This window comes from Pseudomonas wadenswilerensis, from assembly GCF_900497695.1.
Lineage (GTDB): Bacteria > Pseudomonadota > Gammaproteobacteria > Pseudomonadales > Pseudomonadaceae > Aquipseudomonas > Aquipseudomonas wadenswilerensis.
In genome coordinates, this window is the sequence record NZ_UIDD01000004.1 from 414,715 (window position 1) to 432,400 (window position 17,686).

Consider the following 17,686-nt stretch of genomic DNA (forward strand, 5'->3'; position numbering starts at 1 on the left):
GTCAGGCGGCCAGCGGTTCGAAACTGTCGGCCCGCGCCATCTGCCACATCCGCGAGTAGAACTCGCCATTGACCTCGTCATTGAGCAATTCACCCGGCTTGAGGAATACATGCATCTGCGAGAACAGCTTGATCTCGGTGGCCGAGATGCGCCGCACCAGGTGCCTGGCTTCCAGCTGCGAGGGGTGATCGAGGCCGGCGGCGGCAAGCATCTCGGCCAGGGCCTTGAGGGTGTTGTGGTGGAAGTTGAATACTCGCTCGGCCTTGTCGGGCACCACCAGGGCGCGCTGGCGCAGCGGGTCCTGAGTGGCGACGCCGGTCGGGCATTTGTTGGTGTGGCAGCTTTGCGACTGGATGCAGCCGATGGCAAACATGAAGCCGCGCGCCGAGTTGGCCCAGTCGGCGCCGATGGCCAGCACGCTGGCAATGTCGAAGGCGCTGACGATCTTGCCGCTGGCGCCGAGCTTGATCTTGTCGCGCAGGTTCAGGCCCACCAGGGTGTTGTGCACGAACAGCAGGCCTTCGCGCAGCGGCACGCCGATATGGTCGGTGAATTCCACGGGCGCAGCGCCGGTGCCACCTTCCTTGCCGTCGACGACAATGAAGTCGGGCAGGATGCCGGTTTCCAGCATGGCCTTGGCAATGCCCATGAACTCCCACGGGTGACCGAGGCAGAACTTGAATCCTACCGGCTTGCCGCCAGACAGCTCACGCAACTGGGCGATGAACTGCATCATCTCGATCGGGGTGGAGAAGGCGCTGTGACGTGACGGCGAGATGCAGTCTTCACCCATCAGGATACCGCGGGTCTCGGCAATCTCGCGGGTGACCTTGTGCTTGGGCAGGATGCCGCCGTGGCCGGGTTTGGCACCCTGGCTCATCTTGATCTCGATCATCCGCACCTGCGGGTTGCGCGCCTGTTCGGCGAAACGCTCGGGGTCGAAGCGCCCGTCCGAGGTGCGGCAGCCGAAGTAGCCGCTGCCCAGCTCCCAGGTCAGGTCGCCACCGTGCTCGCGGTGATAAGGGCTGATGCTGCCTTCACCGGTGTCGTGAGCGAAGTTGCCGAGCTTGGCGCCCTGGTTCAGGGCGCGGATGGCGTTGGCGCTGAGCGAACCGAAACTCATGGCCGAGATGTTGAATACCGAAGCCGAGTACGGCTGTTTGCACTGCGGGCCACCGACGATTACCCGAAAGTTCGACGGGTCGCTGAGCGGCGCCGGGCGCATGGAGTGGCCGATGAACTCGAAACCGGACTGGTACACGTCGATCAGGGTGCCGAAGGGTTTGTCCGACGCTTCGTTCTTGGCCCGCGCATACACCAGCGAGCGCTGCGCCCGGGAAAACGGCAGGGCATCGCTGTCAGCCTCCAGCAGGTACTGGCGGATTTCCGGGCGAATGCCTTCGACCAGATAGCGGATGTTGCCGAGGATCGGGTAGTTGCGGCGCACCGCGTGACGGCTTTGCAGCAGGTCGCCGAGGCCGATCAGGCTGAGCACGGCGGTCACCAGGGTGAACGGCCACAGCCATTCGTGGTGGAGAAAGGGCAGGCTGGCCAGGGTGAACAACACACAGGCAGCGAAGAAGGCGTAGCGGCTGAGAAGTGACAGGCTCATACGGTTTCCTTGCGATGGCGCGGTCAGGCTCAGGGCCTGGTCAAACCCCGACCTTATCCCGGTTGGGGATTAAAGCGCCAGCCCGCAGCGCGCAAGGGCTGCAAGCTTCATCTTGGAATCGAAAATCATTTGTATTTGCGATTTATTGGTATGTTATATAGTATCAATTCGTCTTCGTTCATTTTCCCGAGAGGCTTGGCCATGAAACCCGGCATTCACCCCGACTACCGTCCTGTGTTGTTCCACGACACCGCTGCAGATGTGTATTTCCTGATCGGCTCGACCGTCGACACTGACCGCAGCCATACCCATAGTGACGGCAAGATCTACCCCTATGTGGCTCTGGATGTGTCCAGTGCTTCGCATCCGATCTATACCGGCCAGCAGCGCAAGGCTACGGTCGAAGGCCGGGTGGCTGGCTTCAACAAGCGTTTCGCCGGGTTCGCTGCGCCGCAGGTCAAGTGACCAGGGCAGGATCGCGGATCAAACGACCGCGCCACTCGCCCTGCGCCGCCAATTCATCGTCACCACTGAACTGGACCTTGCCGGCAATCAGCGTCGCCACCGACGCACCATCCAGATAGAGCAGGCGGTTGCCGCTGACCGCCGGGACCTTGTTGCCTGGCAGCAGGGTGCCGACCAGGTTCAGCGGGTCGCTGGCGCAGATTGCAACCAGGCTGCCATCGAGCGGGCGCCGGCGCACTTCACGTAGCAGCGCCACGGCCTCGGGCAGGGCAAACTGCTCGCCGGCCAGGCCACTGATAAAGCGCCCGCCACGGATTTCGCCACGGGCTTCCAGGCGGTGGTAGCAGCGCAGCAGTTCGCGCCAGCTGGGCAGCCAGTCGGCTTCGCGTTCAAGCAAGCGCCAGCAGATCACGCCATAGCGGCGCAGCAAGGTGCGGGCGATGTGTTCGAGGTCTTCGTCGCGCTTGGCACTGGGCTTGCGCAGCAGGGCCCAGCGCCCGGCGTCTTGCATGCCGCCGAACAACGGCCCGCGACCGCGGCGCTGGCTACGGCCCTGGCGTTTGCTGGCCGGGGTGATCAGGGCGCGCAGGCCGGCAAAGCTGTCGGCGCTGATCAAACCGGCGGCCACCAGCTCCTGCAGGGCGTTCTCCAGTTCGCTGGGCAGCAAGTGGGCGTCTTGCACCAGCTCTTCGAAGAACAAGGCGCCGTGCTCGCTCAAGACGGTGTGCACGCGCTGGGCACGCAGGCTCAGTTCACTGCTGTCCAGCGCCGGGCTCAGGGCCCGCCACAAACCCAGGCGAGCCCGTGGCAGCAGCACCAGCGGCGTGCTGCGCAGGGTGCTGGCTGCGGCACTCGGGGCCAGACGCACCCAGGCGTATTTGCCGGCGCGGCAGGCTTCGTCGAGCCAGCGCGGGCTGTAATCCTTGAGCCGGGTGGGCAGCAGGTCGCTTTCCCAGGCTGCTGCAGCTGCCGGGTAACCTTCGAACTGATCGAGCACGGCACTCAGCGCTGCCTGCCCTTGCAGGCGCGAGGCGGGCGACAGGTGCTGCCAGTCGAACAGAAAACGCATGAAGTCCTGCAGGCTGACCGGTTCGATTTCCCGGCGCAGGCGCTTGATGGTGTAACGATGAATGCGCGCCAGCAGGTGGCGTTCGCACCATTGCAGTGCCTGCTGGCCCGGCTGCTGGCTCGGCTGGAAGTACCCGCGCAGCACGTAACCTTCGCCTTCCAGGCGGGCCAGGGCCTGCTCGATGGCGCTGATCGACAGTTGCAGCGGTGCGGCAATCTGCTCGCTGGTCAGCGGGCCGAAACCGCTCAGGCGCGCGCGCAGCAGCTCGACCAGCGCCGCATCGGCGTCCATGGCTTGAGCAAAGCCGGGCAGGGCGGCGACCTCAGGCGTGACGGCCGCCTGCGGATAAAGGGTGCGCAGCAGCACCAGGCGTTCGCGGGCCAGCCACAACGCTTGCCCCCCAGCCAGTTGCAGACGGCAGGCGCGGCCTTCCTTGCCCAGCGCCGCCAGCCAGTCCTGCCAGCCGTCATTGGCCTCGGCTTCGGCCTGGCTGATACCGGCCAGGCTCATCAAGGCTTCATGCATTTCGTCGCTACGGGTTGGCATTGGCCAGGCTTCGGCGTGTACGGCGGCGATTGCCTCCGGATCCAGCGCGCCCAGGTCATCGCTGCTCTGCGCTTGATTCCAGCGGCGGTTGAGTACGGCCTGGGTACGCCGTTCTTCCAGCGGTGCGTCATCCAGGAAGGTATAGGGCCGTGCGTTGAGAATGGCCGAGGCCAGCGGCGAAGGTGCCGGCAGGTCACGGGCAACCAGCTTGATCCGGCCTTGCTCGATACGCCGCAACAGCGCCAGCCAGCCTTCGCTGTCCATGGCCTCGTGCAGGCAGTCGTCGAGGGTTTGCTCGACCAGCGGGTGGTCGGGTATCTGCCGCTCGCCGGCAAGGTTTTCCAGGCAGGCGATCTGGTCGGGGAACACCGCGGCAATCAGGTCTTCGCTTTTCATCCGCTGGATCTGCGGCGCCACCTTGCGCCCGCCGACAAAACGCGGCAGCGCCAGTGCGGTACCGGCATTCCAGCGCCAGCGCACACCGAACAGCGGCGCATCGAGCAGGGCCTGAACCAGGATCGACTCGGCGCTGTTGCTGTGCAGGTAACGCCAGACCTCTTCCAGGGCAAAACTGTGGCTGGCCGACAGCGACAGGACAATCGCGTCTTCGCTGGCCGCAGCCTGCAGTTCGAAGTTGAAGGTGCGGCAAAAACGCTTGCGCAGGGCCAGGCCCCAGGCGCGGTTGATGCGGCTGCCGAACGGCGAATGGATGATCAGTTGGGTGCCGCCGGACTCGTCGAAAAAACGCTCCATCACCAGGGTTTGCTGCGAGGGCAGGGCGCCGAGCACCTGGCGGGTGTGGGCCAGGTACTCAAGCAATGGTTCGGCGCAGCCCAGGCTCAGGCCCAGTTCGGCCGTGAGCCAGTCGAGCAGCGGTTGCAGCTGGCCATCGCTATCGCTCAGGCGCTGGTCGATCTCGCCTTGCAGGCGCGCGACGCCTGCTGACAGCTCATCACTGCGCCCCGGCGCTTCGCCGAGCCAGAACGGGATGCTCGGCGGCAGGCCCTTGGCGTCCTCGACCCGCACCCGGCCGCTTTCCACGCGCAAGATGCGGTAGGAGGCGTTGCCCAGCTGGAAGATATCGCCGGCGATGCTTTCGACCGCGAAGTCTTCATTGACGGTGCCGATGTTCAGGCTCTGGGGTTCGAGCACCACGGTGTAGTCGGCGTTATCAGGGATGGTGCCGCCGCTGGTCAAGGCCGTCAGCTGGCTGCCACGCCGCCCGCGCAGGGTGGCGTTGACTGCATCACGGTGCAGGTAGGCGCTGCGGATGCCCAGGCGGCCATTGAAGCCTTCGCCAAGCATGCGCAACAGCGCCTGGTAATGGTCTTGATCCAGCTCGGCGTAGGGCATGGCCCGGCGCAGGCAGTCGAACAGCGCCTGCTCGTGCCACTCCTGGTTGCTGACCTCGGCGACGATCTGTTGCGCCAATACGTCCAGCGGAGCTTGCGGTACCTGCAAGCGGTCCAGCTCGCCGCGGCGTACGCAATCGAGCAGTGCCGCGCATTCGATCAGGTCGTCGCGCGACAGCGGGAACAGCCGGCCTTTGGGCGTGCCCTCGACCTGGTGCCCGGAGCGCCCGACCCTTTGCAAAAACGCGGCAATCGAACCGGGCGAGCCGATCTGGCACACCAGCTCGACTTCACCGATATCGATGCCCAGCTCCAGCGAGGCGGTGGCCACCAGCACCTGCAGCTCACCGCGCTTGAGCCGTTGCTCGGCGTCCAGGCGGTATTCCTTGGCCATGCTGCCGTGGTGCGCAGCCACGGCATCGCGGCCCAGGCGCTCGCTCAAATGGCGGGTCAGGCGTTCGGCCAGGCGCCGGGTGTTGACGAACACCAGGGTGGTGCGATGCTCGCGGGCCAGGGCCGCCAGACGGTCGTAAACCAAGCCCCAGACATCAGTAGCCATCACCGCCCCGAGTGGCACCGGCGGTACTTCCAGGCCCAGGTCACGGGGACGGGCATGGCCGATATCGACGATGGCGCACTCGCGCGCCTTGCCTGCCAGAAATTGCGCCACCCGCTCGACCGGTCGTTGCGTGGCCGACAGGCCGATGCGCCGCAATGTCCGGCCACACAGCGCTTCAAGGCGCTCCAGGCTCAGGGCCAGATGACTGCCGCGCTTGTTGCCGGCCAGGGCGTGGATCTCATCGACAATCACCGTGTGTACGCTGGTCAGGCCCTGGCGCCCGGAGGCCGAGCCGAGCAACACATACAGCGATTCGGGGGTGGTGACCAGGATATGCGGCGCCTGGCGGCGCATGGCCGTGCGTTCCTTTTGCGGGGTGTCGCCACTGCGTACCGCCGTACGGATTTCCAGCGGCTCCAGGCCTTGTTCGGCCAGCACCGCGTTGATCCCGGCCAGCGGCGCCTGCAGGTTGATCTGGATATCGTTGGACAGTGCCTTGAGTGGCGAGACGTAGAGCACCTGGGTCTGGTCCGGCAGGTTTGCGCTGGCCAGGCCCTGTTCGAACAGCTCGTCGAGGATCGCCAGGAAGGCGGTCAGGGTTTTGCCTGAACCGGTGGGTGCGGCGACCAGCAAGGATTGCCCGCTGCGAATCAACGGCCAGGCCCGGGCCTGGGCGGCGGTTACCGTTGGGAACTGGCGCTGGAACCAGGTGCGGACCGCGGGGTGGAAGGCGTCCAGTTCCGGGTGCTTGAGGGCGGGGAGGTTCATGGGCTGTTTATGCGGCCAATGGTGCGGGGTTGCAAGGGGCGTTCGTCAGACCGGTGTGTGGGAGCGGGCTTGCCCCGCGATGCAATCGCACAGGCCAGCCTGATCGCGGGGCAAGCCCGCTCCACCATTGAAAGGCCCCCGCCAACATGTGATCCTTGCGCGCTTTCCCGTTCACGAGCGTCCCATGAGCAAAACCATCCGCATCGCCGCTGCCCTCCTGCTTGACCCGCAAGGCCGTACCCTGCTGGTGCGCAAGCGCGGTACCCAGGCGTTCATGCAGCCTGGCGGCAAGATCGAGGCCGACGAGCAGCCGGTCAATGCCCTGGCCCGCGAGCTGTTCGAAGAACTGGGCCTGGCGATCGAGCCGCACGACGCCGAGTATCTGGGCCAGTTCAGTGCCCCGGCCGCCAACGAGCCGGGTTTTGTAGTCCAGGCCGAGATTTTCAAGGTGCACACCGCCATGCCGGTCGAGCCCGCCGCAGAAATCGAAGAAGTGGTGTGGATCTCGGCACGCAAGCAACTGACCCTTGAGCTGGCTCCGCTCACACGGGACTTGATTCTGCCCCTGTACCGGCAGTTAACTACAACCCCTGCCTGATCTCACTTGCAAAGGAATGCCGATGATCCCCACCCATGAATGGCTGCTGTTTATCGGCGCCGCGCTGCTGATGGTCCTGACCCCGGGGCCGAACATGATTTATTTGATTTCCCGTTCGATCTGCCAGGGCCGCACGGCCGGGGTAACCTCGTTGCTCGGCGTGGTGGGCGGCTTTCTGGTGCACATGAGCGCCGCAGCCATTGGCCTGACCGCCTTGTTCATGGCCGTGCCGCTGGCCTACGACCTGCTCAAGTGGGCCGGTGCCGGCTACTTGATGTGGCTGGCCTGGCAGGCAGTCAAGCCCGGTGCCCGCTCGCCGTTCGAGCCCCGTGAACTGGCCCCGGATTCCCCGCGCAAGCTGGTGCTGATGGGCTTTCTGACCAGCGTGCTGAACCCCAAGGTGGCGGTGTTCTACCTTTCGGTGCTGCCACAGTTCATCTCGCCGGAAAACGGTTCGGTGCTGGCGCAGAGCCTGGCCCTGGGCCTGACCCAGATCGCCGTGAGCTTCTCGGTCAACCTGCTGATTGCCCTGTTCGCCGCCGGCATTGCCGGTTGGTTCGTGCGTTACCCGCTGTGGCTGATGCTGCAGCGCTACGTGATGGGCTTCGTCCTGGCCGGCCTGGCGCTGCGCCTGGTGCAGGAGCAGCGCCGGACCGTATAAGGCTCAACGTACCGCGCTGACGCCGTCGAGGGTGGAGAAGGACGTATCCTTGGCGGTCAGCAGGAAGTCGCGCATGTATGGCGCATCGAGCATGTCGCTGCGCACCGCCGCGTACAGCGTGGCAAACAGGCCTTTCTCACCCAGGCGCTTGGCCTTCACGTAACCGCGCGAGCTGTACTCGTGCAGGGCCCAGTGCGGCATGCCGCAGACCCCGCGGCCGCTGGCCACCAGTTGCATCATCATCACCGTCAGCTCGGCTGTGCGCACCTGCGCCGGCTCGACGTCGGCCGGCTCCAGGAAGCGGGTGAAGATGTCCAGGCGGTCGCGCTCCACCGGGTAGGTGATCAGGGTTTCCGTGGCCAGGTCTTCCGGCACCATGTACGGCTTGTGCGCCAGCGGGTGCTGGTTGGCCACGGCGAGCATGGCTTCGTAGGTGAACAGCGGCACGTAGGTAATGCCGCTGAGCTCCAGCGGGTCGGAGGTCACCACCAGGTCCAGATCGCCACGGGCCAGGGCTGGCAGCGGGGCGAAGGCAAAACCCGAGGCCAGGTCCAGCTCGACCTCCGGCCAGGCATCGCGGAACTGGTCGATGGTCGGCATCAGCCACTGGAAGCAGCTGTGGCATTCAATGGCCATGTGCAGGCGCCCGGCGGTGCCACCGGCCAGGCGGGCGATGTCGCGCTCGGCGCCGCGCAGCAGCGGCAGGGTGGCATCGGCCAGCTGCAGCAGGCGCAGGCCGGCGCTGGTGAAGCGCAGCGGCTTGGTCTTGCGCATGAACAGCGGCATGCCCAGGCGCTCTTCCAGCTCCTTGAACTGATGGGACAGCGCCGACTGGGTCAGGTGCAGGCGTTCGGCGGCCTCGACCAGGCTGTCGGCTTCGCGCAGGGCGTGCAGGGTTTTCAGGTGACGAATTTCCAGCACCGAGGGGCTCCATGAGTAAACTTTGAGATGAACACGAATTTATTGAGTTTGTCTCATGTTGGTCTGGCTGTCGACAATAGCGTCATCTTTTACAGGGAGGACGTTTTCTCATGGCATTGGCCCACAACCTTGGTTTCCCGCGCATCGGCGCTGACCGCGAACTGAAAAAAGCGCAAGAAGCCTACTGGAAAGGCGATCTCGATCAGGCAGGTCTCGAGGCTGTTGGCCGCGAACTGCGCGCCCGCCACTGGCAGCTGCAGAAAGACGCCGGTATCGAACTGCTGCCGGTCGGCGATTTTGCCTGGTACGACCAGGTCCTGACCCACTCGCTGACCTTCGGGGCGATCCCCGAGCGCTTCGCCCAGGTCAGGGGCGACAATGGCCTGCCGACCCTCGACACCCTGTTCGCCATGGCTCGTGGCGCCAGCACCTGCTGCGGCGGTAGCCACGGCCAGACGCAATATGCGCAAGAGCTGACCAAGTGGTTCGACACCAACTATCACTATCTGGTCCCGGAATTCAGCGCCGACCAGCGCTTTTTGCTCAGTTGGGAACAGCTGTTCGATGAAGTGGCCGAAGCCCAGGCCCTCGGCCACGCGGTCAAGCCGGTGCTGATCGGCCCGCTGACCTACCTGTGGCTGGGCAAGGCCAAGGGCGGCGAGTTCGACAAGCTCGACCTGCTTGAGCGGCTGCTGCCGGTGTACGGCGAAATCCTCAGCCGCCTGTCGCGCCAGGGCGTGGAGTGGGTGCAGATCGACGAGCCGATCCTCGGCCTTGACCTGCCGCAGGAATGGAAGAACGCCTTCGAACGTGCTTACCACATCCTGCAGTACTCGCCCCTGAAGAAGCTGGTCGCCACCTACTTCAGCGGCCTGGAGGACAACCTCGGCCTGGCCGTCGGCCTGCCGGTGGATGGCCTGCATATTGACCTGGTGCGCGCACCGGAACAACTGCCGGCGGTACTCGATCGCCTGCCTACCTATAAAGTGCTGTCCTTGGGTGTGGTCAACGGCCGCAACGTCTGGCGCTGTGACCTGGACAAGGCGCTGGAGCAGCTGCAACAAGCCCAGCAACGCTTTGGTGCCAACCTCTGGGTGGCCGGCTCCTGTTCGCTGCTGCACAGCCCGGTGGACCTCGGCCGGGAAGACAAGCTCGATGCCGAACTGAAAAGCTGGCTGGCCTTTGCCGTGCAGAAGTGCGAGGAAATCGCCGTGCTGGCCAAGGCCCTGGACAATCCGCACTTGCCTGCCGTGCAGAACGCCCTGAGCAACAGCCGCGCCGTACAGAAGCGCCGTGCCGAATCACCACGCATTCACAAGCCGCAGGTTCAGGCCCGCCTGGCCGCCGTGACCGCTGCCGACAGCCAGCGCCAGTCGGCCTTCGCCCAGCGTATCGAAGCCCAGCGTCAGCGCCTGCAACTGCCGGCGTTCCCGACCACCACCATCGGTTCTTTCCCACAGACCTCGGCGATCCGCCTGGCGCGTCAAGCCTACAAGCAGGGCAAACTCTCGGCCAACGACTACACCGACGCCATGCACAGCGAGATCCGCCATGCCGTGCAGGTGCAGGAGCGCCTGGGCCTGGATGTGCTGGTGCACGGTGAAGCCGAGCGCAACGACATGGTCGAGTACTTTGCCGAGCAACTGGACGGTTACGCCTTCACCCGTTACGGCTGGGTCCAGAGCTACGGTTCGCGTTGCGTGAAACCGGCGATCATCTATGGCGACCTCAACCGCCCGCAGGCCATGACCGTGGCCTGGATCGAATACGCCCAGCGCCTGACCAGCAAGGTCATGAAAGGCATGCTGACCGGCCCGGTCACCATGCTGATGTGGTCGTTCCCGCGTGAAGACGTGTCGCGCAAGGTTCAGGCCGAACAACTGGCCCTGGCCATCCGTGACGAAGTGCAGGACCTGGAAGCCGCTGGCATCAAGATCGTGCAGATCGACGAAGCCGCATTCCGTGAAGGCCTGCCGCTGCGCCGTGCGCAGTGGCAGGCGTACCTGGACTGGGCGGTGGAAGCGTTCCGCCTGTGCTCCAGCGGTGTGCGCGATGAAACCCAGATCCACACCCACATGTGCTACAGCGAGTTCAACGATGTGATCGAAGCGATCGCCGCCATGGACGCCGACGTCATCACCATCGAGACCTCGCGCTCGGACATGGAACTGCTGGAAGCCTTTGAAGCCTTCGACTACCCCAACGACATTGGCCCGGGCGTCTATGACATCCACTCGCCACGGGTGCCGGACACTGCCGAGATGGTCCAGCTGATGAGCAAGGCGGTCAAGCGTATCCCGGCCGAGCGCCTGTGGGTCAACCCGGATTGCGGCCTGAAGACCCGCGCCTGGCCGGAGACGGAAGCTGCGCTGGTGAACATGGTGGCGGCGGCGCGGCAATTGCGTAGCGAGCTGGCGTGAGAATACGCCAAGGGAGCAGCTTGCCTGTTCCCTTGGCGCCTGGATTAACTCATAGCAATTGAAAATGCTTGCTAGCGATTTCTCGGTTGATGTCTCCGCGCCAGATAGTTTCAGCCTGAGCGCCCAGCGATTGTTGCCATTTTGACCCCAGATAGCGGTAGTCGCGCAACTTGAGGTGGGCTTTGACAAAGTCGCTGAACGCTGCTGACTGTGCGTTGTAATGGAAGTGCGCATACCACAGGGGCCATGGTGGTGTTTGCGTCAAGTCGCGAACTTCGTATTCCTGCATGAAGTCGCGGCGCCCCTCTGGGCTTCGGGCAAGTTCGATAAGCCCTTCCTTTTTTATAATGTCGACTGCCTGCTGTGCAACCAGGTAATCCAGATGGCCGGCATTGGGTTTCTGGCTGGCCAATGCCTGCGTGATTCGCAGCTGCTTGCCTTGTTCGGCAAGCTGCGCCGCTTTGCTTCTTAGGCTGGCAATGAGTGGCTGTTTGTCGTCGAGTTGATGAATTTTTTGAGCACGGGATCTCAATTGTTCGGCCAACTCGTTCATCAAGTCTTCCAACTCTGCGGGAATTGAGTCAGGTTTTATGTAGGCGCGAATGCGAGTGGCATCCTGTTCGATGTTGCCCAGCCGCTGTTTTGCTTCAGTCATCAGCTGTTGCAGGCTGAATCGTGTCCCGGCAGCGGGGGGCCGTGGCGACTCCAATTGCCATTTACCCCGAGGGCCTTGCACATAGGTTTCCGTGAGCCCTCCGGGGCCAGTGACGCTGAATCGGTGCGGCTGAGCGCCTGAGGCAACGGATTCGGAGCCGATCAGAAAATACTCATCTTCCGTTTCAAATACACGAGAGGGCGGCTGCCCTGGGGCCGCAGGTTTGGGCTTTACTGTCTGGCTTGCACCGGCTGCACCCGCTGTGCCCAATTCCTTGTTGGCCAACCGGGTCAGTTGCTCCATGGCCTCGCCGATTGGCGCAATAAAGGTTGAATCAAAATACTGCGGGTAGTTGACCGACCACAGCCTGAGATTTGAAATGTGCTGCTGATAGACCACGACACAGTCTCTCAAGAGTGTCTTGCGCTCACTCGCAAGGCTGATTTTGTGCACGTTATGATGATTGCTCAAGGCGTGCTCAAATCGTTTTACCGCCTGCTTGATGCTGTCATTGAAATACTGCCAGGCCAGGTCGTTTGTTGGGCGGGCAATATGTACGAGCTGGGCAAGTTCGCTGGTTTTTGTGGTGAAATGATTGACGTTGAGTATCTTGGGTAAGTCGGCATTCACAGCAGTAATCGTCTGTTTATTCGTCGTACGCGCAAGCCAGGTCCTGATGTCTTTTTCCAGGTTCTCGATGTGATCCAGGGTTTCGATGAACTTCTTGATTTGTTGGATGTATTGATCAAATTGTGCCTGGGTCAGTAGGGTGGTTCCTGAGTGGCCGATGCTGTTTTGCACCGTCTTGGCGAGCTTCCTGGCGTGGCTAACCCGATTGAACGAGCGATGGACGATGATGGTTACAGCACTGTTCTTGAATCGGCTGTTGTCGGCCAGGTTGTTACCGGAGAGCAAGGGGCGGTATTCCTCCAGCGTCTTGAACACGGCTTTGGCTTCGGCGATTTCGTCTGCGCAAGCCCGGTCGATGCGCGCGAGTTCGATGGGGTCGGAAGAACCGTTGTTTTTCAGTTGGTCATTGGGGTCATACTGATCAGCCAGCTTGCTGTAGGTGCGTTCAGTGTTTTCCTTCAGAGCCAAGCGACGACGATGGGTGGCATCAGTCCACCAGCGGGGCAGCCGATCACGTATAGGGGCAGGCCACAAAGGATCAGCGAGGTCGGCCAGGCGTCCGACTACCTGGCCACCACCCGAACCACCACCGTGCAGATGCACACCGTACAGCGCGAAATGGGTATTCCACTGGCCGTTCTCATCCAGGGCGATGTTCTTTCTCCAGGTCTTGTGCGCGTTGCCGCGCAGGCGCCAGGTGTGTTCCGTTTCGAGCCATTCAACCTGGCAAGGACGGTCTTCGACCAGAATGAAATCGCCATCGGCGTGTTGGTAGATGCCGCGGTATTTGCCTTCCAGGCCAGGTTGTATGCCCATCAACGATAGCGGTTGGTGATACTCGTACCCTTCGAAAGCTTCCAGGCGCTTCTGGGCGCTGGGGGCGCCGGGGCGAAAGCCGGTACCGGGGCCCTTGAGCAGCTGGCGCAACTGACGTTGGCGGGTGAGCCTGCGTGCGATGCTGGACTTGGCGACTACGCTAGGGAGCACATCCATGGCACCATCAATGAACGACAGCAGTGCTTGTTCCAACTCGTCCAGTGCTTTGCCCACCTCACCGCGCACCAATGCAGCGGCAGCGTTGGCGCTGGCCTTGTAATAGTCGTAAGCGCCGACAGCGAGGCCGATCACTGGAACGAAGCCTAGCGCCATCTTGATGTAGTTGAAGATCATGCCGCTCTGGTAGGCGAAGTTCTCCAGCCATAACTGCTGGTTCGAGCGCGAGGTCGCCCGATGCGCCTCCAGAACCCGACCGCCTTGGGCGTCAAGCAGGTGCTGGGCCAGCGAGGTGGTCCGCGGCCAGGCTGAGCCCAGGCCGATGATGCCGTCGAAACGATGCTCGATGGCCAGACGCATGCGTGAGCGGTGTGAGTCCGGGTCGCCCAGCAAGGCACGACCGGCCATATAGTCGATTTCACCGCTCTGTTTGCTCAACTCGTACAAACCCAGGCGCGCCGCTTCGAGGCTGGAGTATTGGCGCAGGTGTTTTTTCGGATGGTCAGGGCAGTAAAGCAAGGTATTGCCGCTTTTCTGGTCAGTGATGAAGGTCACACCGGAAAGGGTAACGCCGTAACTTTCGGTGTCTTCACCTCCAGCGGTAAGCCTGGCGGGGATCAGGCGAATATCGTGTCCATTGGCCCGATAAGCCTCCGTGCTGTCGGCATCGATGGCGATATCGAGAATGGCCTGCCCCCCGGCGTTCATATCACCTGTTGTCCTGGCCTGGACGCTATGCATCTTGAGCATCAGGCGCAAGGGTTCGCCCAGGCATTCACGGCGAAACTGGCGGGCAAAGTAGCCTTCTTCGGTGCCGCGATAGGCGGCCAGAATCATGTCTTCGCGTTTTTGCGCCAGATCGATATCCTTGGCCAGCTTGATCAGGTAGTCGGCATCGAAACCGCTTCGCAGCGCCTGTTCAAGGGTTGAATCGGAGGTCGTTGTCTGTAACTTCATGAAGCCCAGGCGGCTTTTCATCTCTGCGTCGATGTTCTCCAGCAGCAGGGTCTCCAGGCTCAGGGTTTCCCGCGCGTCACTGGCCACCGGCACCTGTTTGACCGGTACGCCAGGGGCACCGCTGCCGGCAACCGGATCATTGCCAAGTGAGGTGCTCTTGGGCAGGTCGACGGAGAGGGAACTGCCGTCGAAGTCAGGGAAATCCTGTTGCAGACGTTGGTTGATGTGTTGACGGCAAAACAGCGACAGGTTGGGCAGGTCGCGGGAAATCAATGCCTGGGATCGACGCATGGCGTCGATGTAGGCCAGGGTGCTGGACCTCAGCGTCTGACGATCAGTTGCCGTCAGATTGGCCAGCCAGGGAACGGAGGTTTCGCTCAAGGTGGCGCTGGCCTGCTCCGCTTGCAACTGGCTGAAGGCAAACTCACGGGCGGCATGACGAGGAATTTGCAAGGACTGTGCGAGAGATGTGCGAATGCGTGCGTGCGAATCGTCCGACGGGCTTGATTGCGATGCGATTTTGCTGCGGCTCAGGTGGTAATCGAGGACCTTCTCCAGCACATCGCCAGTGACGTGGGTGAGTTGCAAAGACAGCCCATCTGTATCTGTGAGGCCGAAGCATCGCTCCAGTTCCTCCTGGTTGGCGCAACGTATGAGCCCGCCCGACTCACCTGGCCAGTACAGCAGGAGGCTGTGCGGCGCGTCCTCATTTTGTAGGGTGACGATCAGGCAGTCATGGACAACAGTGCTGGTGGTCGTTTCGGTGTCGTCGTGTACGGTCGTGGTGTTCAATTGCGGATGGGCTGCGATGATGCTAGAGCCCATGCCGGGAAAGCTGTCGGGCTGGTCGAGCAGGCTTTCGATCCATCTGAGCTCTTCGTCATTGATCTGCCCCAGCGTGTTCTGCAAGCGAGCATGAGCGCGCAGGCCTTGATGATGAGCCGTGAGCAGATCGCTGGGGACAGTAGCCGTTTGCGCCGAGCGCCATTCGTCAGTGGACAGCAACTGCTCAATGGCCTTTTCAGCAATATCGCAGGCATCGAGCAAGGCCCGGCGCTGACCGCTCAGGAATTGCAGGTCTTCTTGCGTAGTGCTGTCCAACAGATTTCTCTGCCGGATGATTTGCTCCAGGCGTACCAGGTACGGGGCTTCGATTCCCAGGTTGCCGAAGTCGTAGAACGAGAGCTGGGGTACCTCGTCGTGGTCCTCTTCCATGAGCAGCGGCGGAGCCTGGAATACGTCGGGGCTGCGTTGCCTGCTGTCGACCCAATGAATCAAGGACAGTGCAAGTTCGCCGTATTGCTGGATATCGGCGCCGGGGTCGTGTTCCAGGGCCTTGAGCCGTGCATCGAGAAGGCTATCGAACAGTGTGGTGAAACCGGCCGAAAGGGTGTCGTGACTTTGAAATCCGATGCTTTCCGACATGGCGCTGGCCTGCTCCATCAAGGCGGTAGTCAGGGCCTGACGAGTGGCATGGACGCTGAACGCTGGCTTGCGACCAGGTTGGTAAAACATCAGCGCAGGCTCATCCTCGACACTGAACACCAGGGCACCGGGTACAGCCTTCCCTGAGATCAGGGGAGTCTCCAGATGTAGACGCTGGTTGCCCACGCGCATCCATTCGGGATTGTTCAATAGGCCAGTAACCGGGCGTTGCTGCTGGTCATCGAACTCGCCAACTGCCACCGCCGCCTCCCAGCTTGCCCGGAGAAGCCCAAGGTACTGGTTCAGGGCGTGGGTATGTCGGCTGGTTGGCGTACCCTTGGCCCTTGCTTGCCAATAGCTGTTCCATTGCAGGCGCAGGTCACCTACCAGGTCCAGTCTGGCGACGTGGGCCAGCAACTGGCTGGGGGTCATGTTCAGCAGCGGGCTCTGGCCGGCCAGGTCCACGACTATCGCGGTGCTGTCCAGGTTGGCAGGGGCGGCAGGGTGATGGCGAGCATGCACGGCAAGCGCCACCAAGCTGACATCCGTGGTGTGCACGGAGCCCACCTGAAAGCGCAGGGCGGTGCTGATCGGGTCGCTGCCCAGCTGCGTGCGCAACGACTCAAGTAATGTCTGGTAGACGCTAGGCGCCTGGGAAAGCAGTGCGTGGAAGGTTTGCAGGTGATCCTCCCAGCGTCTGAGTACGGAGCGGGGTATGGCGTGGGCAGATGCCTGGTCGCTAAGGAAGTGGACGGCAGACAGGGGCAGGCTCGGCAGTGTTTCAGGCTGTTCACTCATGATGGTTTTCCAGGATCGGGATGACGCCGGTAATGGCGTCTCGCATTTGGCGGAAAACCGGGCTGCTCGCTGCGGTACATATTGCTGAATACCGTTGGGCGCCATTCATCAAATTGTCACGCAACTGTGGCAGCGCGCTTGAACGAAGTTCATCAGACTCGCGCTCTACTGGGGATTTGCATTCTGGTGTTTCGCTCATGCGGGCTTTTGCTTTTTTTCTGGCGCTGATGTGCGCCGTTCCTTCTTTTGCGGCGTCGCGTTGCGACGTCAGCGTGCCGACCGAACGGGTCGAGCTTTCGCAGGTCAGCCTGGCGTATCAGAGTATCGGCCGCGATTCGGACCCGGCTTTGCTGCTGGTCATGGGCCTGGGCGGGCAACTGATCCACTGGCCCGATGAAGTGGTGGTCGCCCTCTGTCAGCAGGGCTTTCGGGTGATCCGCTACGACAATCGCGATGTCGGCCTGTCCAGCTGGAACCAGGCCCCCAACGGCGCCAACCTGACCTTCGAGCTGCTGCGCTACAAGCTCGGCCTGCCGGTGGCCGCGCCTTACACCCTGAGCGATATGGCCGAAGACGGCCTGGGGCTGATGGATGCCCTGCAGGTGCGGCGCTTTCATGTCATGGGCGTGAGCATGGGCGGGATGATCGCCCAGCACCTGGCGGCGCAGGCGCCGGAGCGGGTCGAGAGCCTGACCCTGATCATGTCGAGTTCCGGTGCCCAGGGCTTGCCGGCACCGAACCCGGCGCTGGTGCAGTTGCTGGCCCGGCGTGGTGCGCCGAATCGCGAGGTGGCGCTTGAGCAGCAGGCCGACCTGCTGGCGGCCCTGGGTAGCCCCGAGGTCGAGGATGACCGCCAGGCGCTGCTCGAGCAGGCGGCGCTTGCCTATGACCGCGCCTTCAATCCCGAAGGGGTCAAGCGCCAGATCATGGCGATCCTGGCCGAACAGAGCCGGGTCGAGATGCTCAACACCCTGCGCCTGCCGACCCTGGTCGTGCACGGCACCGCCGACCCGCTGCTGCCGGTGATGCACGGTGTGCACCTGGCTGCGCACATCAAGGGCAGCCAGTTACGGCTGATTCCGGGCCTGGCCCATCGTTTTCAGGAGCAGTTCAAGGGGCCGTTGCTGGGTGCGGTGCTGCCCTATCTGAAGACGCAACGGCTGGCCGATACCCATCTGGCGGTGTACTGATCGCGGGGCAAGCCCGCTCCTACAGGATCTGCATGCACCGGATTTTGTGGGAGCCGGTCTTGCCGGC

10 protein-coding genes are annotated in these 17,686 nt (G+C 62.9%); 5 read left to right on the top strand and 5 right to left on the bottom strand.

Annotation, left to right across the window (positions count from 1 at the left end; translation table 11 throughout):
• Position 1 precedes the first annotated feature (1 nt).
• Positions 2-1,612: an FMN-binding glutamate synthase family protein gene (locus tag CCOS864_RS06680; protein ID WP_115085599.1), complete on the bottom strand. Its 1,611-nt coding sequence runs from the start codon at positions 1,610-1,612 to the stop codon at positions 2-4.
• A 201-nt stretch (positions 1,613-1,813) separates the two neighbouring features.
• Here CCOS864_RS06680 and CCOS864_RS06685 point away from each other — a divergent pair, with 201 nt between their 5' ends.
• Complete coding sequence (locus tag CCOS864_RS06685) at positions 1,814-2,077, top strand: type B 50S ribosomal protein L31 (protein WP_115085600.1); 264 nt, start codon at positions 1,814-1,816, stop codon at positions 2,075-2,077.
• Here CCOS864_RS06685 and CCOS864_RS06690 read toward each other — a convergent pair.
• Positions 2,070-6,371, bottom strand: a complete 4,302-nt coding sequence (locus CCOS864_RS06690; protein ID WP_115085601.1) for a DEAD/DEAH box helicase — start codon at positions 6,369-6,371, stop codon at positions 2,070-2,072. The genes CCOS864_RS06685 and CCOS864_RS06690 overlap by 8 nt on opposite strands.
• A gap of 184 nt (positions 6,372-6,555) precedes the next feature.
• Between CCOS864_RS06690 and CCOS864_RS06695 the strand changes: the two genes are divergently transcribed.
• Positions 6,556-6,969 carry an NUDIX hydrolase gene (locus CCOS864_RS06695; RefSeq protein ID WP_115085602.1) on the top strand — a complete coding sequence of 138 codons (414 nt, stop codon included), beginning with the start codon at positions 6,556-6,558 and terminating at the stop codon, positions 6,967-6,969.
• A gap of 22 nt (positions 6,970-6,991) precedes the next feature.
• Entirely contained in the window at positions 6,992-7,630 is a 639-nt protein-coding gene (locus tag CCOS864_RS06700; protein ID WP_115085603.1) for a LysE family translocator, read from the top strand.
• A 3-nt stretch (positions 7,631-7,633) separates the two neighbouring features.
• Here CCOS864_RS06700 and metR read toward each other — a convergent pair whose 3' ends face one another.
• Positions 7,634-8,551: a transcriptional regulator MetR gene (metR, locus tag CCOS864_RS06705; protein WP_045197692.1), complete on the bottom strand. Its 918-nt coding sequence runs from the start codon at positions 8,549-8,551 to the stop codon at positions 7,634-7,636.
• 110 nt (positions 8,552-8,661) lie between these two features.
• On the opposite strand from metR, the gene metE reads away from it, so the two are divergent.
• Positions 8,662-10,971 (top strand): 5-methyltetrahydropteroyltriglutamate--homocysteine S-methyltransferase, encoded by a 2,310-nt coding sequence (gene metE / locus CCOS864_RS06710; RefSeq protein ID WP_115085604.1) that lies wholly within the window; start codon positions 8,662-8,664, stop codon positions 10,969-10,971.
• A 49-nt stretch (positions 10,972-11,020) separates the two neighbouring features.
• Here metE and CCOS864_RS06715 read toward each other — a convergent pair whose 3' ends face one another.
• Both CCOS864_RS06715 and CCOS864_RS28010 read right to left on the bottom strand, forming a co-directional pair.
• Positions 11,021-16,429, bottom strand: coding sequence for a dermonecrotic toxin domain-containing protein (locus CCOS864_RS06715; protein WP_148708517.1), 5,409 nt, complete (start codon positions 16,427-16,429; stop codon positions 11,021-11,023).
• On the bottom strand, positions 16,422-16,628 hold the full coding sequence (locus tag CCOS864_RS28010) for a hypothetical protein (RefSeq protein ID WP_148708518.1): 207 nt from the start codon (positions 16,626-16,628) through the stop codon (positions 16,422-16,424). The genes CCOS864_RS06715 and CCOS864_RS28010 overlap by 8 nt, the downstream gene beginning before the upstream one ends.
• Here CCOS864_RS28010 and CCOS864_RS06720 point away from each other — a divergent pair.
• Positions 16,627-17,619: an alpha/beta fold hydrolase gene (locus tag CCOS864_RS06720; RefSeq protein WP_115085606.1), complete on the top strand. Its 993-nt coding sequence runs from the start codon at positions 16,627-16,629 to the stop codon at positions 17,617-17,619. The genes CCOS864_RS28010 and CCOS864_RS06720 overlap by 2 nt on opposite strands.
• Positions 17,620-17,686 lie beyond the last annotated feature (67 nt).